Source organism: Carnobacterium sp. FSL W8-0810 (genome assembly GCF_038007125.1).
Lineage (GTDB): Bacteria > Bacillota > Bacilli > Lactobacillales > Carnobacteriaceae > Carnobacterium_B > Carnobacterium_B inhibens.
This window is the reverse complement of sequence record NZ_JBBOWO010000001.1, coordinates 211,905-234,674: the sequence shown is the minus strand read 5'-3', so window position 1 is coordinate 234,674 and position 22,770 is coordinate 211,905. Positions and strand designations below refer to the sequence as shown.

The 22,770-nt window shown below is 35.9% G+C and carries 18 protein-coding genes and 1 tRNA gene; all 19 read left to right on the top strand.

What is annotated here, in order from left to right:
* Nucleotides 1-3: 3 nt before the first annotated feature.
* Nucleotides 4-1,008 (top strand): NAD(P)H-dependent glycerol-3-phosphate dehydrogenase, encoded by a 1,005-nt coding sequence (locus tag NST49_RS01205; RefSeq protein ID WP_023176851.1) that lies wholly within the window; start codon nucleotides 4-6, stop codon nucleotides 1,006-1,008.
* A gap of 46 nt (nucleotides 1,009-1,054) precedes the next feature.
* Nucleotides 1,055-1,936 carry a UTP--glucose-1-phosphate uridylyltransferase GalU gene (gene galU, locus NST49_RS01200; protein ID WP_034538200.1) on the top strand — a complete coding sequence of 294 codons (882 nt, stop codon included), beginning with the start codon at nucleotides 1,055-1,057 and terminating at the stop codon, nucleotides 1,934-1,936.
* A 140-nt stretch (nucleotides 1,937-2,076) separates the two neighbouring features.
* The gene (locus NST49_RS01195; protein ID WP_034538202.1) at nucleotides 2,077-2,508 is read left to right on the top strand and encodes a tetratricopeptide repeat protein; all 432 of its coding nucleotides are present in this window, start codon (nucleotides 2,077-2,079) and stop codon (nucleotides 2,506-2,508) included.
* Between the two features lie 105 nt (nucleotides 2,509-2,613).
* Nucleotides 2,614-3,573: a thioredoxin-disulfide reductase gene (gene trxB, locus NST49_RS01190; RefSeq protein ID WP_034538203.1), complete on the top strand. Its 960-nt coding sequence runs from the start codon at nucleotides 2,614-2,616 to the stop codon at nucleotides 3,571-3,573.
* Between the two features lie 195 nt (nucleotides 3,574-3,768).
* Nucleotides 3,769-5,496, top strand: coding sequence for a phospho-sugar mutase (locus tag NST49_RS01185; protein ID WP_034538205.1), 1,728 nt, complete (start codon nucleotides 3,769-3,771; stop codon nucleotides 5,494-5,496).
* Between the two features lie 244 nt (nucleotides 5,497-5,740).
* Nucleotides 5,741-6,628, top strand: a complete 888-nt coding sequence (gene rapZ / locus NST49_RS01180) for an RNase adapter RapZ (protein WP_023176856.1) — start codon at nucleotides 5,741-5,743, stop codon at nucleotides 6,626-6,628.
* Nucleotides 6,625-7,641 carry a gluconeogenesis factor YvcK family protein gene (locus NST49_RS01175; RefSeq protein ID WP_034538207.1) on the top strand — a complete coding sequence of 339 codons (1,017 nt, stop codon included), beginning with the start codon at nucleotides 6,625-6,627 and terminating at the stop codon, nucleotides 7,639-7,641. The genes rapZ and NST49_RS01175 overlap by 4 nt, the downstream gene beginning before the upstream one ends.
* 32 nt (nucleotides 7,642-7,673) lie before the next feature.
* Nucleotides 7,674-8,630, top strand: a complete 957-nt coding sequence (gene whiA / locus NST49_RS01170; RefSeq protein WP_023176858.1) for a DNA-binding protein WhiA — start codon at nucleotides 7,674-7,676, stop codon at nucleotides 8,628-8,630.
* Between the two features lie 146 nt (nucleotides 8,631-8,776).
* Nucleotides 8,777-8,848 (top strand) — tRNA-Arg (locus NST49_RS01165).
* 394 nt (nucleotides 8,849-9,242) lie between these two features.
* Nucleotides 9,243-10,223 carry a tRNA dihydrouridine synthase gene (locus NST49_RS01160; RefSeq protein ID WP_034538208.1) on the top strand — a complete coding sequence of 327 codons (981 nt, stop codon included), beginning with the start codon at nucleotides 9,243-9,245 and terminating at the stop codon, nucleotides 10,221-10,223.
* A gap of 549 nt (nucleotides 10,224-10,772) precedes the next feature.
* A complete protein-coding gene (gene clpP / locus NST49_RS01155; protein ID WP_023176861.1) occupies nucleotides 10,773-11,366 on the top strand; it encodes an ATP-dependent Clp endopeptidase proteolytic subunit ClpP in 594 nt (197 codons plus the stop codon).
* Nucleotides 11,367-11,591: 225 nt separating this feature from the next.
* The gene (locus tag NST49_RS01150) at nucleotides 11,592-12,119 is read left to right on the top strand and encodes a DsbA family protein (RefSeq protein ID WP_341046626.1); all 528 of its coding nucleotides are present in this window, start codon (nucleotides 11,592-11,594) and stop codon (nucleotides 12,117-12,119) included.
* A gap of 303 nt (nucleotides 12,120-12,422) precedes the next feature.
* Nucleotides 12,423-13,460: a sugar-binding transcriptional regulator gene (locus NST49_RS01145; protein ID WP_301426296.1), complete on the top strand. Its 1,038-nt coding sequence runs from the start codon at nucleotides 12,423-12,425 to the stop codon at nucleotides 13,458-13,460.
* Between the two features lie 41 nt (nucleotides 13,461-13,501).
* The gene (gene gap / locus NST49_RS01140; RefSeq protein WP_341046621.1) at nucleotides 13,502-14,506 is read left to right on the top strand and encodes a type I glyceraldehyde-3-phosphate dehydrogenase; all 1,005 of its coding nucleotides are present in this window, start codon (nucleotides 13,502-13,504) and stop codon (nucleotides 14,504-14,506) included.
* Nucleotides 14,507-14,630: 124 nt separating this feature from the next.
* Nucleotides 14,631-15,818, top strand: a complete 1,188-nt coding sequence (locus NST49_RS01135; RefSeq protein WP_341046618.1) for a phosphoglycerate kinase — start codon at nucleotides 14,631-14,633, stop codon at nucleotides 15,816-15,818.
* Between the two features lie 30 nt (nucleotides 15,819-15,848).
* Nucleotides 15,849-16,604, top strand: a complete 756-nt coding sequence (gene tpiA / locus NST49_RS01130; protein ID WP_023176866.1) for a triose-phosphate isomerase — start codon at nucleotides 15,849-15,851, stop codon at nucleotides 16,602-16,604.
* On the top strand, nucleotides 16,604-18,133 hold the full coding sequence (gpmI, locus tag NST49_RS01125) for a 2,3-bisphosphoglycerate-independent phosphoglycerate mutase (RefSeq protein WP_341046614.1): 1,530 nt from the start codon (nucleotides 16,604-16,606) through the stop codon (nucleotides 18,131-18,133). The genes tpiA and gpmI overlap by 1 nt, the downstream gene beginning before the upstream one ends.
* Before the next feature lie 211 nt (nucleotides 18,134-18,344).
* Nucleotides 18,345-19,646 (top strand): phosphopyruvate hydratase, encoded by a 1,302-nt coding sequence (gene eno, locus NST49_RS01120; RefSeq protein WP_034538211.1) that lies wholly within the window; start codon nucleotides 18,345-18,347, stop codon nucleotides 19,644-19,646.
* Nucleotides 19,647-19,859: 213 nt separating this feature from the next.
* A complete protein-coding gene (locus NST49_RS01115) occupies nucleotides 19,860-22,688 on the top strand; it encodes a sigma 54-interacting transcriptional regulator (protein WP_034538214.1) in 2,829 nt (942 codons plus the stop codon).
* Nucleotides 22,689-22,770: the final 82 nt, after the last annotated feature.

Sequence of the window (22,770 nt, the reverse complement as noted above, 5' to 3'; positions counted from 1 at the left end):
AAGATGTCAAAGAAAGTAGCAGTTTTAGGAGCTGGTTCTTGGGGAACAGCTTTAGCAATGGTATTAGAAGAAAACGGCAACGATGTTTGCTTATGGAGCCATAAAGCAACACAAGCTGAAGAAATTAATCTTAAACATACCAATAAACTCTATTTACCCTCTGTTGTTTTAGCTGAGAAAATTAGAGCAACAAATGATATCAGAGAAGCAATAAAAGAAGCAGATGCGATTGTATTTGTGATTCCAACAAAAGCTATTAGAGAAGTAGCTAAACAAATTGCTCCTCTTCTAACAAAACCAACTATCATTGTTCATGCAAGTAAAGGTTTAGAGCAAATTAGTCACAAACGGATCTCTGAAATTTTAGAAGAAGAAATTCCTGGAAATAAAAGAGAAGCAGTAGTTGCTTTATCTGGTCCAAGCCATGCGGAAGAAGTAGCAGTTAAAGATTTAACAACGATCACTGCAGCTTCAACAAATGAAGAGGCCTCTAAACTGGTGCAAGACTTATTTATGAATGACTATTTTAGAGTGTACACAAATGAAGATATCATTGGTGTTGAATTAGGTGCAGCTTTAAAAAATATCATTGCAGTAGGGGCTGGAGCACTTCAAGGATTAGGTTATGGAGATAACGCAAAGGCGGCTTTAATGACTAGAGGATTAGCTGAGATAAGCCGCTTAGGTGTAGCTTTTGGAGCTGATCCCATTACGTTTCTTGGATTGAGTGGAGTCGGAGATTTAATTGTTACATGTACTAGTGTCCACTCTAGAAACTGGAGAGCCGGACATATGCTGGGTAAAGGCAATAGCTTGAAAGAAGTTCTTGAAAGCATGGGAATGGTTGTAGAAGGCATTGCAACAACTAAAGCAGCTTATGAATTAGCCAAACAAAAAGAAATTGAAATGCCAATCACTGCAGCAATCTACGAAGTGTTGTATAATGGAGCTAAAGTGGAAGATACAATTGCTTCTTTAATGCAACGAGACGGCAAAGCAGAAGCCTAATTCAAGAGAGGCGCACTATTATAATCATATTGGAGGAATTAAAACTATGCAAAAAGTACGTAAAGCAATTATCCCGGCAGCAGGTTTAGGAACACGATTTTTACCTGCAACAAAAGCAATGGCTAAAGAAATGCTGCCGATTGTAGATAAACCAACGATTCAATTCATCGTGGAAGAAGCCATCAATTCAGGAATTGAAGATATTTTGATTGTTACTGGGAAAAGCAAACGTCCGATCGAGGATCACTTTGACTCTAATCCAGAATTAGAAGCAAATCTAAAAGCTAAAGGTAAAATGGAATTATTAGAACTAGTTGAAGAAACAACTGGATTAAATCTATTCTTTGTTCGTCAATCTTATCCAAAAGGTTTAGGCGATGCGGTATTACAAGCTAAAGCATTTGTTGGAAATGAACCTTTTGTGGTCATGCTTGGAGATGACTTGATGGAAGATGAAGTTCCGTTAACTAAACAATTGATCAATGGATACGATAAAACACATGCATCTAACATCGCAGTTATGAAGGTACCGCATGAAGAAACTTCTAAATATGGAATTATCGACATCGAAGGACAAGTTGATGAGTCTACGTATAACGTTCGTCGCTTTGTTGAAAAGCCAAATCCAGAAGATGCACCAAGTGATTTAGCAATCATTGGTCGTTACTTATTAACTCCTGAGATTTTCGATATTTTAGAAACTCAAGAACCAGGGGCTGGAAATGAAATCCAATTGACAGATGCAATTGATACTTTGAACAAAACACAACGCGTGTTTGCTCACGAGTTTAAAGGTACTCGTTACGATGTCGGAGACAAATTCGGTTTCTTAAAAACAAGTATCCAATATGGATTAAAACATCCAGAAATCAAAGATTCATTAAATGAATACATTATTGAATTGGGCAAGAAATTAGAAAACGAATAAAATTAGATAGTCTAACAAAAAAAGATGAACGCATAGCGGTTCATCTTTTTTTTGCATTTACCCTAACGGACAAGACCTATTAAAAAAGCTCTCTATATGATATACTGATAAGCAAATGTTCACCAAGAGGAGGATTGCACATGTCTGAAATAGAAAATCAACAAGCAAGGATCATAGAAGTTATTCCAACAAGCGAGTTTTATTTTAAACGCGGAATAGCAGCATTTCAAAAGAATGAAATGGACCGTGCAAAAAAATACTTCTCGCGAGCAGTCACCTTGTCTAAGAATGAAGAAGAGACTATTTTTGCCTCTTGTCAGTTAGCTATTTGCTATCAACATACCGGTAATTACGATGAATCTATTGAAATCTTAGATGATTTGATTGAAAATAGCGGCGATATTTTTGCAGAGTCTTATTATTTTCAAGCAAACAACTATGCTTTTATAGAAGATTTAGAACAGTCATTGGTATTAGTAGAACAATACCTTGCACTTGACCCGGACGGTGATTTTTTTGAAGAAGCAACTGAACTGCAAGAGACACTAAAAATGGAATTAAATGAATTCTAATTGAATGATTAAATTACTTCTAATTTGTAAGCAAATGTGTAGTAATTTTAGTTAGAAAGATGTAAAGTAAGATGAAATGATTAAGGGAAATGAGGGGTTAATAAAATGGAAACAGAAGAAAAAATTTATGATGTTGTCGTTATTGGAAGCGGCCCAGCAGGCATGACAGCTGCTTTATACGCTTCAAGATCTAACTTGTCTACGCTTATGTTAGAACGTGGAGTACCCGGCGGACAAATGATCAATACTGCAGAAATCGAAAATTATCCTGGATTCAATAGTATCTTAGGACCAGAATTATCTGAAAAAATGTTTGAAGGTTCTAAACAATTTGGTGCTGAATATGCTTATGCTGATGTACAAGAAATTCAACAAGGGGTAGAATACAAAACTATTATTGCAGGAAAAAAAGTCTTTAAGACACGTTCGATCATTATTGCAACAGGTGCAGAACACCGTAAGTTAGATGTCAGCGGTGAAAATGAATACAACGGTCGTGGAGTATCTTACTGTGCTGTTTGTGATGGCGCATTTTTCCGTAATAAAGAGTTGGTTGTTGTTGGCGGAGGAGATTCTGCTGTTGAAGAAGGAACGTATTTAACTCAATTTGCCAAAAAAGTAACGATTATTCACCGTCGTGATGAATTAAGAGCCCAAAAAATTCTTCAAGAACGTGCTTTTAAAAATGAAAAAGTTGACTTTATTTGGGATTCTACAGTAGAAAACATTTACGGAGATAACAACAAAGTGCAAGGTGTTAAAATCAGAAATGTTCATACAAATGAAGTGAAAGAATTTGCAGCAGATGGTGCATTTATTTATGTAGGAATTTTACCAAATACAGACAAATTCAGAGATTTAGGTATCACAGATGAAGAAGGATGGATTTCAACAAATGAAACTATGGAAACTTCACAACCTGGGATCTTTGCAATAGGAGATGTTCGTTTAACGCCATTGCGTCAAGTAGCAACTGCTGTAGGAGATGGTAGTTTAGCAGGTAATGCCGTTTTCCATTATGTTGAAAAATTAAAAGAAAATTTAGCAACAAAAGTAGTGAACTAAAAGGAATCATCCAGTCCTGTAAGAATAGAAATAAATAGTCTCATTAAAAAAACGAGAGAAATCTCGTTTTTTTTTATGAACATAGAAGCAAATAGCTTAAGGGGAAATGTGTGTAAGGGACAGCAAGAAGTGGTATACTTAAAAGGGAAGCGTTAACTAACGACAAAAAAATACTTAAGTAAAGGGTGAATTAAAATGAGCTGGAGAGATACTTATCAACTTTGGGAAAATTTTAATGGTTTAGAAACTGAATTAAAAGAAGAATTAATATCTTTAAAAGAAAATCCAGATATGTTAGAAGATGCATTTTATGCACCTCTAGAATTTGGAACAGCCGGTATGCGGGGTATTATCGGTGCTGGTGTTAATCGGATGAATGCTTATACAGTTAGACAAGCTACAGAAGGATTAGCTCGTTTTATGGATAGCCGTGGAGATGAAACCAAAAAACGCGGAGTTGCTATTGCGTATGACTCAAGACACAAGTCGCCAGAATTTGCTATGGAAGCTGCAAGAACACTTGGAGCACATGGAATTCCTGCTTTTGTTTTTGAAAGTCTTCGTCCAACACCGGAGTTATCTTTTGCTGTTCGTCATTTAAATGCTTTTGCTGGCATTATGATTACGGCGAGCCATAACCCATCAGAATATAATGGGTACAAAGTATATGGTGAAGATGGTGGGCAAATGCCTCCTAAAGAAGCAGATGCGTTAACAGAATATGTACGCAGCGTAGAAAATATGCTTGAAATTGAAGTTTTAGCTCAAGAAGAGCTGGAATCTCAAGGTCTTCTTAAAATGATTGGAGAAGATGTAGATAGCGAGTACTTAAAAAATGTACAAAGCGTTACAGTTAACCCAGAGTTAGTTAAAGAAATGAGTAAAGAAATGAAATTAGTCTTTACCCCACTTCATGGAACTGGAAAAATGTTAGGCGAACGTGCATTGAAAAATGCTGGCTTTGAGTCGATTTATCTTGTTCCAGAACAAGCGGAAGCAGATCCTAATTTTTCTACTGTTGAATCTCCTAATCCAGAAGAACCAGGTGCATTTGAATATGCAATTAAATTGGGCAAAGAAATTGATGCGGATGTCTTAGTAGCAACAGATCCAGATGCTGACCGTTTGGGGATAGCTGTTAAGACTGCGGAAGGGCATTACGAAGTCTTAACTGGAAACCAAATTGCTAGTTTGATGCTTCATTATTTGTTGACTGCCCAAAAAAAAGCTGGGGCATTGCCGGCTAATGGAGCAGTACTCAAATCGATTGTTTCAAGTGAGTTGCCTACAAAAATTGCTGAAAGTTTTAATATCCAAATGGTAGACGTATTAACAGGATTCAAATTTATTGCTGAAAAAATCAAACAATATGAAACAGATGGCAGCCATACATTCTTATTCGGTTTTGAAGAAAGTTACGGTTATCTTGTTTCACCATTTGTCCGTGATAAAGATGCCATTCAAGCTTTGGTTCTAATTGCTGAAGTAGCTGCTTATTATAAACAAAAAGGTGACACGTTATATGATGGATTGAAACAAATTTTCCATAACTATGGCCACTTTAAAGAAAAAACAATTTCAATCAGTATGCAAGGAATTACAGGAGCTGAAAAAATTAAAGCTTTAATGGTAAAATTCCGCGAAGAAGCTCCTGAAGAATTTGCTGGTATTGCAGTACAGTATGTAGAAGACTTCTCATCCAGCAAGCGTACGTTACAAGATGGTACGGTAGAAACTATTGATATGCCAGCTGCAGACGTATTGAAATATAAGTTAGTGGATGAAAGTTGGATCGCTATTCGTCCTTCTGGAACGGAGCCGAAAATCAAATTTTATATTGGCGCCTGTGATGACTCAGGGGTTGAAATTGAAAATAAAGTAATTCTACTTGAAGAAAGTATTCGTTCAATCGTAAACGAATAGAAAAGGTTAATAAAAAAAGGTTGGGACAACAGTTCCCAACCTCTTTTTATATTCTGGGCCTTTTCTAACTACGCAATCAATGTGAAAAGAGCTTTTCATCAGGTTTATTGATCTAAGCGAGTGCAAAAGGCGTAAAGATTAATTAAGCTTTAACGAAAAGGCATAGATAACTATACACGACACACCCGGCATGCTATAATAGAATAGATGGAAATGAAAGAACCAAAAGAAAGAGGCGAATAAGATGGTCGATAGTCTACAATTAGTCATTCTTACTGGAATGAGTGGAGCAGGTAAAACTGTAGCAATGCAAAGTTTTGAAGATATGGGTTATTTTTGTGTGGACAATATGCCGCCAAGCTTATTGCCTAAATTTTGGGAATTAGTTAAAGAGTCTGGAAAATTAACAAAAATTGCTTTAGTAATCGATTTGCGTTCAAGAGCTTTTTTTGAAGAGATTGTTACAGCTTTAGAATCAATGGATAATACCTCATTTGTTACAACAAAAATAGTGTTTTTAGATGCAAGCGATGAAGAACTAGTTTCACGATACAAAGAAACACGCCGGACACATCCATTAGCAATGAATGGACGTCTTATAGTAGGGATAAAGAAAGAAAGAGAATTACTTGAAGACATAAAAGGTCGAGCACAAATCGTTATCGATACAACGAAGCTGACACCGCGACAATTAAGAGAAAAAATCAATAGTAATTTTAAAACGGTGGATACAGAATTGTTTAGAATTGAAATGGTATCATTCGGATTCAAATACGGTTTGCCAATTGATGCAGATGTCGTGATGGATGTTCGTTTTTTACCTAATCCTCATTACATTGATACTTTAAGACCGTTAACAGGACAGGATAAACCAGTTTATGATTATGTAATGAAACAACCAGAAACAGAAATATTTTATCGCAAATTTACAGATTTATTGGAATATATTTTACCAGGATATAAAAAAGAAGGTAAAAACAATGTGACTATCGCTATTGGTTGTACCGGCGGAAAGCATCGATCCGTAGCTTTAGTAGAACGTATTGCACAAAAAATCGAAATAGATGGGTATCCTGTCCACATTACGCATCGTGATAAAGGGAAGGTTAAAGAATCGGTGAATCGTTCATGATACAAGAAAGAAAAAAGAATAACCCTAAAATAGTGGTTATTGGTGGAGGTACGGGATTACCAGTAATTCTAAATGGACTAAAATCAAAAAATGCCGACGTAACAGCTATCGTAACTGTTGCTGATGATGGAGGAAGCAGTGGAACGTTAAGAAATTATGCTAACATTGTTCCTCCTGGAGATATTCGTAACGTATTAGTATCACTTTCGAATATTCCCTCTGCCCAAAAAGATATTTTTCAATATCGATTTGATACAAATGACCACTTTTTAGCTGGTCATTCAATAGGAAACCTGATCATTGCGGCCATGTCTGAAATGAGAAGCAGTATATTTGAAGCGATTCAATTGTTATCTAAAATGATGATGGTAGATGGACACGTATACCCAGCAGCAGAAGAGGCATTGATTTTGCATGCTATCTTTGAGGATGGTACTAAGATTTCTGGAGAATCAAAAATTGCTAAAGAAAGAAAAAAAATAGAGCGAGTCTATGTAACACCCACAGAAGATGATCATAAAGCTAAAGCTTCTAGAAAAGTATTGGCTGCTATTCATGATGCTGATATGGTCGTGTTGGGACCTGGAAGTTTATTTACTAGTATCTTGCCTAATTTGATGATCGATGATTTAGGACAAGCCGTTAAGGAAACAGAAGCAAAAGTAGTCTATATTTGTAATATTATGACTCAACTTGGCGAAACAGAGAACTTTACGGATGCAGATCATGTATGTGTATTGCATCAACATTTAGACAAAAAATTCATTGATACTGTACTGGTCAATATTGGGGAAGTTCCAGAAAATTACATGGATACAGAACGGTACAATGAATACTTAGTGCAAGTAGCGCATGACTTCAAAGGATTGGCTCAAGAAGTGCCCTCTGTTATCTCAGATGATTTTCTTGAATTAAGAGATCAAGGAGTTTTTCATAATGGAACAAAAGTGGTAGATGAACTGTTTAAGCTGGCTTTTGATAATAGACGCGTGGAAAAACGAAACAGTTTTTAATTATTAAGATAAAAAGAAAGGAGGACTCCTATATGTCTTATGCTTCGGAAGTGAAAAAAGAATTAACTCAATTAGAAGTGCATAGAGAACATGCTAAAGCTGAACTGGCTGCTTTGATTCGGATGAATGGAACAGTTAGTTTGGTCGAAAAAAAGTTTATTTTAAATGTACAAACTGAAAATGCAGCTATTGCACGTAGAATTTATGTGTTATTAAAAGATCATTTTGATGTTGAAAGTGAATTGCTTGTTCGTCGAAAAATGAAATTAAAGAAAAATAATGTTTATATTGTACGATTAAAGCATGGTACTAAAGAAGTGCTGTCAGATTTGTCTATTATGGACGGGATGTCATTGCATAGTCATGTTTCAAATGAAATAATGGAAAATACGCAAAAAGTTAAATCTTATTTGCGTGGAGCTTTTTTAGCAGGAGGTTCAGTTAATAACCCAGAAACGAGTCGTTACCACCTTGAGATTCATTCAAGTTATGAGGAACATAATGATGATATTTGTCAAATGATGAATCAATTCGATATGAATGCTCGTACGTTGGAAAGACGAAATGGGTATATCACTTATTTGAAAGAAGCAGAAAAAATTGCAGACTTTTTGGCTTTGATTGGAGCAACGAGTGGGATGCTCAAGTTTGAAGATGTTCGAATCATCAGAGATATGAGGAATTCAGTTAATCGTTTAGTCAACTGTGAGAATGCTAATTTAAATAAAACGATTGATGCTGCCAGTAAGCAAATTGAAAGTATCAAGTATATCGACGAAATGATTGGATTGGATAAAATCCCTACGAAACTAAGAGAAATTGCTCTTGTTCGTTTAGAATATCCAGAAGTAACATTAAAAGAATTAGGTGAAATGATTCCTAGTGGGACAATCAGCAAATCAGGAATCAATCATCGTTTACGTAAGTTAAATGAGATGGCAGATAAACTAAGAAGTACAGAAATAACAAGAGCAACAGTAATCACTTAAATATAAACTTATTAAATTGTAGGAATAAGTTTTTCAGTCTAGAACTTATTCTTGTTTTTTCATTATAACTGGGCTACACTGTAATAGTTGATGTTTTTGACTTTAGCAAGTATAAAGCTGAACGATTAACAAGTTATTAGTGTAGAGTCCCCTTAGTGTAATGGATATCACGTAAGATTCCGATTCTTAAAATGGGGGTTCGATTCCCTCAGGGGGCATGTAAGGATGCCAAGTAAAGTTATTACCTCACCCGTTTAATAGGAGAGTTGCATAATAACGAATAGAATAAGACAGCACTAGCTAGATCAAAAACTTTATTAGATCTGTGTTGTAATGCTGGAATGAAGAGCATAGACCCGATTTTCGTAAAAATGCTTACGACTTTCGGATCTTTTTTTATGTTGGTTCGTTCTACTGCCTGTTATTTCGAAAGATAAGATATGACAATAAAAGGTATAGTAACAAGATGATCTGAATTGGACTTATCCTACAAATGAATGTATAATTCCAAATGTTGAAAAATCGTTATTGAAATGTTAGATAGTTTGTGTATTTTACTTTGGGATGAAAGCATGATTTAATATCCCGTTATGGAAGGATCGATTATTAAAAATGAAAGAAAATTTTTGGCAAGATTTACCGCGTCCGTTTTTTATATTGGCACCAATGGAAGATGTGACGGATGTTGTTTTTCGTCATGTAGTGAGTGAAGCAGGCAAGCCGGATGTGTTTTTTACAGAATTTACGAATACCGTAAGTTACTGTCATCCAGAAGGACGGGATAGCGTACGGGGGCGTTTGACGTTTACAGAAGATGAACAACCAATGGTCGCTCATATATGGGGAGACGAGCCAGAGTACTTCCGTCAAATGAGTATTGGTATGGCAGAAGAAGGCTTTAAGGGTATTGATATCAATATGGGATGCCCAGTACCGAATGTAGCAGGAAAAGGAAAAGGCAGTGGACTAATCCGCCGTTTTCAAGTTGCTGCAGATTTAATTCAAGCAGCAAAAGCTGGAGGGTTACCAGTAAGTGTCAAGACCCGTCTTGGATATGCAAATATCGATGAATGGCGTGATTGGTTGACACATGTTTTTGAACAAGATATTGCCAATCTTTCTATCCATTTGCGCACAAGAAAAGAAATGAGTAAAGGCAATGCTCACTGGGAAATGATTTCAGAAGTCAAAAAATTGCGTGATGAGATTGCTCCACAAACACTTTTAACCATTAATGGAGACATTCCGGACCGTGAAACAGGGTTGAAACTTGTTGAGGAATACGGTGTAGATGGCATTATGATTGGGCGAGGTGTATTTCATAACCCTTATGCCTTTGAAAAAGAGCCGAAAGAACATAGCAGCAAAGAATTATTGGAGCTTTTCAGATTGCATTTAGATCTTTTTGATCAGTATACTGTTGATGAACCACGTTCATTTAAACCTCTTCGTCGCTTTTTCAAAATATATGTTCGCGGCATTCGCGGAGCGAGTGATTTAAGAGTACAGTTAATGGAAACCGAAACAACAAATGGAGCACGGGCATTACTAGATGAATTTGAAGAAAAGAATCGAGATATTTTAGGAGAATAGAAGAGAGACAGCCTTTGTTTAAAGATGAAAGATTGAGCAGTTGAAGAATAGAGAGAGAATTCCTACGCATTTGATTTAGAAGTTCTTTTTAAATCTACTCTGTTTTGTTTTTCTCTTATCATCAGACCAATCATACTATGGATAAAGGTTTGTACTTTTCATTTAAAAGCTTTAAAATTTTCGAATTATTTTTTTATGTTATAATTATTTTGTTGACCTATTAGTCAAATTCTATAATAAATAAACCGTTAAAAACAAATTGATTATCGCATAAAGGTAGCATAATTGATTTGTTTTTTAATCGTATGAAACCTATTTTAGTAGAATAAATGCAAGCGTAAGAATTTAATTGAGAGTCATCTAATTGTGTCAGTGTCTTCAAGGATAACTTTTGTGTTAAGAGTAGTAATTTAATTATTTTTCCAAAAAAATAACAAGCAAAAAAAATTGACCTTTATTGACCAAAAGAGTAAAATACAATTAGTAACTTGTTGAGTAAGTCTTTTAGTTACACAATAAAGGAATGTACATTTAAGGAGGAAGCAAATTATGAACTTAGTCCCTACAGTAATCGAGCAGTCATCCAGAGGTGAACGTGCTTATGATATTTATTCTCGTCTTTTAAAAGACCGCATTATTATGTTAAGTGGTCCAGTTGACGATGATCTTGCAAATGCTGTAATCGCTCAACTGCTATTTTTAGATGCACAAGATTCTGAAAAAGATATTTATATTTACATCAATTCTCCAGGTGGAAGCGTAACTGCCGGATTAGCAATTTTTGATACAATGAACTTTATTAAAGCTGATGTACAAACGATTGCAATGGGAATGGCTGCATCAATGGGAAGTTTCTTATTAACAGCCGGTACAAAAGGAAAACGTTACGCATTACCAAATGCTGAAATCATGATTCACCAACCATCAGGCGGATCACAAGGACAAGCTACAGAAATCGAAATTGCTGCTCGTCACATTTTAAAAACGCGTGAACGTTTAAACAAAATTTTATCTGAACGTACTGGTCAACCTATTGAAGTTATTCAACGTGATACAGACCGTGACAACTATATGTCTGCAGAAGATGCAAAAGCATATGGTTTGATTGATGAAATTATGGAAAACAGTTCATCATTAAGTTAAATAAAATAAACAATTCATGTATTTAAAACAAAGAGGTTGGGGCAAAAGTCCTAACCTCTTTGTTGTTTTCAAATGATTGTTCTAAAACGTGTAAAAAAAGACCCGGCCTTAAACGATTGTGGTTCCATTCCCATTTCCGATGTAACGAAAATAAGACAAATCCATTTAATTGATTGTTGCTTATCTGTATAATGAAGTTAATAAGCAATCGAAGGAGGATGTTTTGTGGATATTAGTACTATTAAAGCAGACAAAGTAAATACAACAGATGGAATAAAAATTGGAAATGAAGATGCACCTATTAAAATTATTGAATTTATTAACTTAAAATGCCCTTATTGTAAAATGTGGTATGAAGATTCAAAAGACCTACTAACAGAATACGTAGAAGGTGGAAAAGTCCAACGCATCATTAAACATTTTGATAAAGAGAAACCAAGTTTAAAAAAAGGTAATATTGTTCATCAGTATTTAGATTATTCAAATCCAACAAAAGCTCTTGAAGAAATAGATTATTTTTTTGCACATCAAGACGAGTGGGGCAGCTTAGAAGAGTTGTCTGAGATTGAAACTTATGTTGAAGAGAAAAGGCAATTGGAGAAACAAACAAATGAGTTAGAGGCTCAAGAAATTATCAAAGAAGCTAATAATGCAAATGTTGTGTTTGTTCCTACGGTTTTTATTGAAGAACAAATTTTTGATGAACATATTACACAACACGAACTAAAAGAAATGATTGATTCACGTCTTTAGGAATCTGAGTGAAAAGCATAAAATTAACTATGAAAAAGACTTATCTTATTCACAATTAGTTATGAAGAATTTAATGAAAAACTTAGAAACTTAATAGTTGAAAGATAGTAGGATTACTGTTACAATTACTGGTGTGAGAGATGGTAATAGTGTCCTTTTGGATGCTATTGAGAATGATGAAAAAACAGAAACAGGAAACTGATAGTTTGATTTTCATTTTTGATTCTCTTGTTTTTTTAAGTAACAAGGGTCGCCGAACGACTAACGCGGTCACAAAGCGACCAACGTAGAAAGAGGTCGCTCATGCAAAATGTATTATCCGTTATCGAAGAAGTTATTCCAGATATCATGTATACACTTCAGAATCGTTACCACATTTTGCGCAATGTTTTTTTATTGGGTCCAGTGGGCAGAAGAGTCTTAGCTGATCGTATGGGAATCACTGAACGTGTTTTACGTACAGAGTCAGAAGGATTAAAGAAGCAAGGGCTTATAAAAACTTCAAAAATGGGAATGGAATTAACTGAAAAGGGTGAAACCATTTACCACCAATTAGACCAGTTAATGGGTCAGTTATTGGGAATGAAAGAGAAAGAAAAACAACTTGCCTCTTATTTGGAGATCGAACACTGTGTAATCATTTCAGGTGACGTAGATGATCAACTGAAGTTACGTGAGGAAATAGGCCATGCTACATTGGAAGCTCTAGATTTTTTATTGCCGGAAGGCAATAATATTATTGCAGTAATGGGCGGTACGACTATGGCTGAAGTAGCAAGTCAAATGAATGAAACTCTTTCAAGAAAAAGAGAGTTGATTTTTGTCCCGGCTAGAGGTGGACTAGGAGAATCGGTTGATATTCAAGCGAATTCTATTAGTGCTTTAATGGCCCAAAAAACTGGCGGTGAAAACCGTGTTCTTTATGTACCAGAACAAGTAAGCGAAGAAACATACAAACCACTCTTACAAGAACCTGGGATAAAAAGGACTCTTAAGATGGTTGATGATGCTAATTGTGTTTTATATGGCATCGGAGACGCCATGCATATGGCTGAACGCAGAGGAATGAACGAAGAAGTTCTAGCTCTGATTAAAAAGAAAGCTGCAGTTGGAGAAGCTTTTGGAGAATTTTATAATCAGTCTGGTGAAGTGGTTTATAAAATACCACGCATTGGGATGCAATCGAAAAACTTAGCAAATATTGCTAATGTGATTGCAGTAGCTGGCGGTAAATCCAAAGCTAAAGCAATTGAAGCCCACATGAAAAAAGCACCTCGCCATACTTGGCTCATCACAGATGAGGGTGCTGCTAATGAGATTTTAACAGGGATAACCCTTTAAAATAAATATATTGTACGATTCCTAAAGGAGGAAATCTATTTATGACAGTTAAAGTAGGTATTAACGGTTTTGGACGTATTGGTCGTCTTGTATTCCGTCGTATTCAAGAATTAGAAGGTATTGAAGTGGTAGCAGTTAACGATTTAACAGATCCAAAAATGCTAGCTCACTTATTAAAATATGATACAACACAAGGACGTTTCAACGGTGACGTTGAAGTTAAAGATGGCGCATTTACTGTTAATGGTAAAGACATCAAAGTTTTAAGCAACCGTAACCCAGAAGAACTTCCATGGGGAGAACTTGGAGTTGAAATCGTATTAGAATGTACTGGTTTCTTCACTACTCAAGAAGCTGCTGAATTACACATCAAAGCAGGAGCTAAAAAAGTTGTTATTTCTGCACCAGCTACTGGTAACATGAAAACAATCGTTTACAATGTAAACCACGAAACTCTTGACGGTTCTGAAACAGTTATCTCTGGTGCTTCTTGTACTACTAACTGTTTAGCTCCTATGGCTCAAGTACTAAATGACAAATTTGGTATTGAATTAGGATTAATGACTACTATCCACGCTTACACAGGTGACCAAAACACATTAGATGCTCCACATCCAAAAGGCGACTTCCGTCGTGCTCGTGCTGCAGCAGCTAACATCATTCCTAATACAACTGGTGCTGCTAAAGCAATCGGTGAAGTATTACCAGAATTAAAAGGTAAATTAGATGGAGCTGCACAACGTGTTCCAGTTGCAGCAGGTTCATTAACTGAATTACAAACTGTATTAAAAACTAAAGTAACTGCTGAAGAAGTAGATGCAGCAATGAAAGCAGCAGCTAACGAATCTTACGGATATACTGAAGACGCAATCGTTTCTTCTGATATCTTAGGAATGTCATTCGGTTCATTATACGATGCAACTCAAACTAAAGTTATCACTGTTGGTGACAAACAAATCGTTAAAACTGTTGCTTGGTATGATAACGAAATGTCATACACTTCACAATTAATTCGTACTTTAGAATACTTTGCTAAATTAGGTTAATCTTTAAAAGAGACTTAAATTAGGATAGAAAATAATAAAAGCGGGGAGGCAGCGCGCTTCCTCGCTTTTCTTTTTTCAAAGATTAGTATTTACACATAATTGCTCGATACAGGAGGAATCTTTAATGGTGAAAAAAGTTGTAACTGATTTAGATTTAAAAGGTAAAAAAGTTTTAGTGCGTGCAGACTTTAATGTTCCAATGAAAGACGGCGTTATTACTAATGACAACCGTATTCAAGCAGCCTTACCAACTATTCAATATGTTATTGAACAAGGTGGGAAAGTTATTTTATTCTCTCACTTAGGTAAAGTGAAAACTGAAGAAGATAAAGAAGGTAAAAGTTTACGCCCAGTCGCTGAACGCTTAAGCGAATTGTTAGAAAAAGACGTTACATTTGTACCTGAAACACGTGGAGAAAAATTAGAAAGTGCTATCGACGGCTTAAACGCTGGTGATGTATTAGTATTTGAAAACACACGTTTTGAAGATATTGATGGTAAAAAAGAAAGCAAAAATGATCCTGAACTTGGCAAATACTGGGCAAGCTTAGGCGACGTTTTCGTTAATGATGCATTTGGTACAGCTCACCGTGCACATGCTTCTAACGTAGGAGTTGCTTCAAACCTTGAATCAGCTGCTGGTTTCTTAATGGATAAAGAAATCAAATTTATCGGTGGCGCTGTTGATGAACCTAAACGTCCGTTTGTGGCTATTTTAGGTGGAGCAAAAGTTAGTGATAAAATTGGTGTTATCGAAAACTTATTAAGCAAAGCTGATAAAGTTCTTATCGGTGGCGGAATGACTTACACTTTCTATGCTGCTAAAGGCATCGAAATCGGTAAATCATTAGTTGAAGAAGATAAAATCGAATTAGCTAGAACATTGATCGAAAAAGGTGGAGACAAATTAGTCTTGCCAATCGATTCTGTTACTTCTCCAGAATTCAGCAATGACACACCAACTGAAGTTCATGATGGTGCTGTACCAGCTGATCAAATGGGTCTTGATATTGGACCAAAAACAATTGAATTATTCACTAAAGAATTACAAGGTGCTAAAACAGTTGTTTGGAACGGACCAATGGGTGTATTTGAAATGTCTAACTTTGCTCAAGGAACAGTTGGTGTTTGTGAAGCAATCGCTAATTTAACTGAAGCAACAACAATTATTGGTGGAGGAGACTCTGCAGCTGCAGCAATGCAATTAGGTTTTGCAGATCAATTCACTCACATCTCTACAGGTGGCGGAGCTTCATTAGAATACCTTGAAGGTAAAGAACTTCCAGGTGTAGCATCTATTTCAGACAAATAAAATAGTTCAATTAGAGAAAGGAAGTTAGTTATGCGTAAACCAATTATTGCCGGTAACTGGAAAATGAATAAAACAGCTGCTGAAGCTGCTGAATTTGTAGAAGCAGTTAAAACAAAAATCCCTTCTTCTGAACAAGTAGATTCAGTTGTGGGAGCTCCTGCTTTATTTTTACAATCTTTAGTTAAAGCATCAGAAGGAACAGAATTAAAAATCGCTGCTCAAAACAGCTACTTTGAAGAAGCTGGAGCATTTACAGGAGAAATTAGTCCTGCTGCTTTAGGAGACTTAGGAGTAAATTACGTTATCATTGGTCACTCTGAACGTCGTGAGTTTTTCCACGAAACAGACGAAGAGATCAATAAAAAAGCACATGCTATTTTCAAAAATGGTATGGTTCCAATCATTTGCTGTGGTGAAACGTTAGAACAACGTGAAGCTGGAGAAACAAATGAATGGGTAAGCGGACAAGTTAAAGCGGCAATTGCTGGATTAACTGAAGGTCAAGTAGCTGAATCAATCATTGCTTACGAACCTATCTGGGCAATCGGAACTGGTAAATCTTCTACTTCTAAAGATGCAAATGATACTTGTGCAGTTATTCGTCAAGCAATCGCAAAAGAAGTTTCTCAAGATGCTGCTGATGCAGTACGTATTCAATACGGTGGTAGTGTAAAACCTGAAAATATTGCTGAATACATGGCTGAATCAGATATTGATGGAGCTTTAGTAGGAGGAGCAAGCTTAGAAGCAGAATCGTTCTTAGCGTTATTGGAGGCTGTTAAATAATGACAAAAGCACCAGTAGCCATCATTATTCTTGATGGATTAGGATGGCGTCATGAAGTTATGGGAAATGCCGTAGCTCAAGCTAAAAAACCATATTTTGATCATCTATTAGAAAAATACCCTCATAGCACATTAAAAGCTTCTGGATTAGATGTAGGTCTTCCAGAAGGTCAAATGGGGAATTCTGAAGTAGGGCATACAAATATTGGAGCAGGACGTATTGTGTATCAAAGCTTAACTCGTATTGACAAAGCAATTCAAGACGGTGAGTTCCAAACAAATCCTGTTTTGAGTGATGCAATGGACAGTACAATTAAACAACAATCTAATTTACATTTGTTTGGATTATTATCAGATGGTGGAGTGCACAGTCACATCAATCATTTGATTTCATTAATCAAAACAGCTAAAGAAAAAGGCGTGCCGAACATTTATGTTCATGCTTTCCTTGATGGACGTGATGTATCTCCTAATTCTGGTATTAACTATGTTAAACAATTAGAAGAAGCAATCAAAGAAATTGGAGCAGGTGAAATTGCTACTGTTTCTGGTCGTTTCTATGCTATGGACCGCGATAAACGTTGGGAACGTGTAGAAAAAGCGTATAATGCTATTGCTCATGGAGAAGGCGAAAAGGCTACTAGTGCACTAGAAGCCGTTCAAACAAGCTATGATAATGAAAAATTTGATGAGTTTGTATTGCCGACAGTTATTGAAAAAGACGGAAAACCTGTAGCAACGCTACAAGACAATGATTCTATCATTTTCTTCAACTTCCGTCCTGACCGTGCAATCCAATTATCAAATGCCATTACCGATGACGAATGGGAATTCTTTGATCGTGGACAAAGAGCTAAAAATCTTAAACTTGTTACGATGACAATGTATAATCCAAGCATTAAAGCTGAAATAGCTTTTCCTCCAGTTGCATTGAAAAATGTTATTGGTGAAGTTCTTTCAGATAAAGGCCTTTCACAATTGCGTATTGCGGAAACTGAAAAGTATCCACATGTTACCTTCTTTATGAATGGTGGACGTAATGAAGAATTTCCAGGCGAAAATCGTATCTTGATTCCATCTCCAAAAGTGGAAACATATGATTTGAAACCTGAAATGAGTGCTTATGAAGTAACGGATGCTTTAGTGGCAGATATCGAAGCGGATAAACACGATGCGATTATCTTAAACTTTGCTAACCCGGATATGGTTGGACACTCAGGTATGCTTGAACCAACAATCAGAGCTATTGAAGCTGTTGATGAAAACTTAGGTCGTGTGATTGATGCGATTACTGCTAAAGGCGGATATGCTATTATCTTTGCCGATCACGGTAACGCAGATACAATGACTACACCTGAGGGTAAACCGCATACTGCTCATACAACTGTTCCTGTTCCTGTAATCGTAACTAAAGAAGGCGTTACATTACGTGAAGATGGACGTTTAGCTGATATTGCACCAACAATGCTAGACTTGTTAAACATTGAAAAACCAGTTGAAATGACTGGAGAATCTTTGATTCAAAAATAAAATTTGTACCGTATCAAACTAAACTTTTTGAAAAAAGTGACTATAAGAAAGCTGCAGACTTCCCATATTCATTCAAGTAAATAAGTTTAGAAAAATAAACCGGCAAGATAAAACTTAAAGTGTTTGCAATTGACGGTCAAACTCACTAAAATGTAGCTATGGGCAAAGCCCTGGCACTAAAAATTTTGTATACTCAAAGGAGAGAAATTAAATGCCATTTATTACAGATATTTTAGCTCGTGAAGTATTAGACTCACGCGGTAACCCAACAATCGAAGTAGAAGTTTACACAGAAAGCGGAGCATTTGGCCGTGGAATGGTACCATCTGGTGCATCAACTGGAGAACATGAAGCACATGAATTACGTGACGAAGACAAATCTCGTTACCTGGGAAAAGGTGTTTTGAAAGCAGTAGAAAACGTGAATAACGTTATTGCTGAAGCTCTTATTGGATTTGACGTTCGCGATCAAATGGCAATTGACAAAACAATGATCGAATTAGACGGAACTCCAAACAAAGCTAAATTAGGCGCTAACGCTATCTTAGGTGTTTCTATCGCTGTAGCACGTGCTGCTGCTGATTACCTAGATGTTCCTTTATACCAATACCTAGGAGGCTTCAATACTAAAGTATTGCCAACTCCTATGATGAACATCATCAATGGTGGATCTCACTCAGATGCTCCAATCGCATTCCAAGAGTTCATGATCTTACCAGTTGGAGCTCCAACATTTAAAGAAGCATTACGTTGGGGAGCTGAAATTTTCCACGCATTGAAATCAATCTTAAAAGCTCGCGGATTAGAAACATCTGTTGGGGATGAAGGTGGATTTGCACCTCGTTTTGACGGAACTGAAGATGGAGTAGAAACTATTCTTGAAGCAATCAAAAAAGTTGGTCTTGAACCAGGTAAAGATGTTTATCTAGGTTTTGACTGTGCTTCTTCAGAATTCTACGAAGACGGTATCTACAACTACGCTAAATTCGAAGGTGAAAATGGTGCTAAACGTACTGCTGCTGAACAAGTAGACTACTTGGAAGAATTAGTAAGCAAATACCCAATCCTTTCTATCGAAGATGGTATGGATGAAAATGACTGGGATGGTTGGAAACTATTGACTGAACGCTTAGGCGATAAAGTTCAATTAGTTGGTGACGATTTATTCGTTACAAACACTGAAATCTTGTCTAAAGGTATTTCAGAAAATATTGGTAACTCAATCTTAATCAAAGTTAACCAAATCGGTTCATTAACAGAAACATTTGATGCAATTGAAATGGCTAAAAAAGCTGGTTACACTGCTGTAATCTCTCACCGTTCTGGTGAAACTGAAGATTCAACTATTGCTGATATCTCAGTAGCTACAAATGCTGGTCAAATCAAAACTGGTTCATTAAGCCGTACTGACCGTATTGCTAAATACAACCAATTGTTACGTATCGAAGATCAATTAGGCGACTTAGCTGTATACGAAGGCTTACAAGCTTTCTACAACCTAAAAAATAAATAAGAATGTAGTTTTGTAAATTCTTAAAAAAGTAAAACCGTTTATCCGTTGAGGCAACGCAACTGATAAACGGTTTTTTTTATGAAAAGTGAACAAAAAATGAACAATAATCTTAATTTTGATACACAATTTTTACTGTATCAAAATTTGTGATACAAATTGGTCTATTTATGATAAAATGTAAGCGATTGACACTATAAGAAAGCAGGTAACTAAATGAAAAGAAAAGATTTAGTTTATCAGTTTGTTAAACAGCACACGGAAAACCTTACGAGTGATGAGATTGAGTTTGGTTCAGGAATTACGACAATTGAAATTTCTGAAGCATTGAATATTATTCGCAACAACGTAAGTAAGGAACTCAACCTTTTAGTTCGCGAAGGTAAAATAACAAAACTTGAAGGCAGACCTGTGCGATATGTTGACAGCAGTTGCTTAAAATGGAAACCACTAACTACGATCGTAAAGTCCTATAAAGATGAAACATTGATCAAAAAAGATCCTTTATTAGAACAAAAAGAGGATGCTAGAAAAAATGATCATAATTTATTTGAATACATGATTGGTTCAAATGGAAGCTTAAAAAATCAAATGGAACAAGCAAAAGCTGCAATATTTTATCCGCCAAAAGGATTAAACAGTTTGATTATTGGGCCGACTGGTTCAGGAAAAACTTTCTTTGCTAATGCGATGTATCAATATTCGCAAGATAAAGGAATTATCGAACCAAATCAATCCTTGATTATTTTTAACTGTGCAGACTATTCGCAAAATCCGCAGTTATTGATGTCCCATTTATTTGGGCATGCTAAAGGGGCCTATACAGGAGCTACAGAAGCAAAAGATGGTTTGCTGTTGAAAGCAGATAACAATATGTTGTTTCTAGATGAAATCCATCGGTTACCTCCTGAAGGTCAAGAAATGCTGTTTTATTTTATGGATACAGGAACTTTTCAGCCTATGGGAGAAACAGAAAAAAGGGTATCCGCTAAAGTCAGAATTATTTGTGCAACAACAGAAGACCCGAATTCAGCGTTACTAAAGACCTTTGTAAGACGTATTCCTGTTACAATTCAGTTGCCAGCTTTCAATGATCGTCCAGCAAATGAGCGAGTCAAATTGCTTAAATTACTGTTGTCGATTGAAGCAAAACGCATTGACAAAAGAATCGTAGTCGATGAAAATGTTGTCAAAGCTTTGCTGGGAAGTGTAACTTATGGAAACATTGGTCAGCTGAAATCCAGTATTCAATTAGCTTGTGCCAAAGCATTTTTAAATAGTATGGACAATACTGAAGAAATGCTGATCAACATAGAAGGATTAACAGGAGAACTGCAAGAAGGGCTGATCAATATTGCCCGGAACCGTGAGGAATTGAATGAGATTTCTAATTATCTCGAACCGCTGATGGTCATTCATCCTAAAGATTCCGTATATATTTTGGATCAAGATTCTTACGAACTGCCTTTTAATTTATATGAGATTATTGGCGATAAAGCTGTGATGCTTAAAGATGAAGGGTTAAATCAAGATGACATTGAGAACTTTATTACGACTGATATCAATCTTCATTTAAAATCTTTTTATAAAACGAATCAATTGTCTCCCAATAACGAGCAGAACTTAAAAGATATTGTGGAACAAGAAGTTATTACATTGACTAAAGAAGTTTGGAAAATGGCCGAAGAACATTTAGGATACCATTTCAAACAAAACTTTTTATATGCTATGAGTTTACATCTAAGTTCATTTATCAAGCGATCTAAAGAAGGCTTTGTTCAAATAAAACAAAATAGTGAATTAGATAAGTTGATTTTAAGTTATCAAAAAGAATACGAAGTAGCTATTATGATCAAGAATCATATGAAAGAAAACTATCAAATCATTGTTCCAGAGGTGGAATGTTGGTACCTAACGATGTTGCTAGTGTCTTTAAAAGAGCCAAACAACTTAGGCGATGTAGGTATTGTTGTTGCGGCACACGGACGTTCAACAGCTACAAGTATGGTTCAAGTTGTCGCTAAATTATTAGATGTAAAAAATATCGCTGCTGTAGATATGCCTTTAGATATGAGTCCGCAACAAGCCTATATATTAGTGTTAGAAGCAATTCAAAATGTTGATGCAGGCAAAGGTGTATTATTATTAGTAGATATGGGTTCCTTGACGACTTTTGGCGTGAAAGCTATGAGAGACACAGATATAGCGGTGCAAACGTTAGATATGGTGACAACTCCTCTTGTACTAGAAGCTGCACGTAAAACCTCATTAATGGATAACCAGCTAGATGAAATTTATTGGTCTTTAAAAAACTTTAGAGGATACAGCAATCTTCCTGAAGATAAACTAGTTGTTTTATCGCCAACTAGACAAGAAGAAATCAATAAACCAAAAGCAATTATTACGATTTGTTCTACAGGTGAAGGAACAGCTGTCAGAATAAAAGAACGTATGGAAAGTCTGCTGGAAGATTTTATTGATGAAACAATTGAGATTTTTACGATTTCTTTAATTGGTATGGATGAAGAGGTGCAAAAAATTGCTCAAGAGTATCAAATATTAGCTACCGCTGGAGTGGCTAAACCAACGTTGGATGCTCCGCATCTAACATTAGAAGAATTGTTCCAGTCTTCAGGGGACAAAAGAGTTAGACAAGTGATCTTAGACTATCAATACGCTGAAGGAAATTATGCTGAATCAATGGATACAAAACAACTTTGTGAGGAGTATTTAGCTACTTACTTTACCTTCCTTAATCCGCGTAAGTTTATTGATATTCTTTGGAATTACACTGAAGTTATTGAAGAGAAATTAGATAAAACACTTAGCAACAGTGTCCAAATAGGTCTTTTAATGCATGTAGCTGGTGTTATTGAACGAGTATTGTTTAGAGACCCTCTTAGCAAATCAAGCGAAACGATCGATGAAAGTTCGATTTATTACCAAGCGGTTAATGAAGCTAACTCATTACTAGAAAACCAATTGAATATAACTATTCCTGACTCTGAAATAGTTTATATTGTAAAAATAGTCGATGAACAGTAAGACGGATTAAACACAGAATAAAGAGAGTATCGATACACAAAAAACAGTGTGTCAATGCTCTTTTTATACTTGTTGTTCCCTT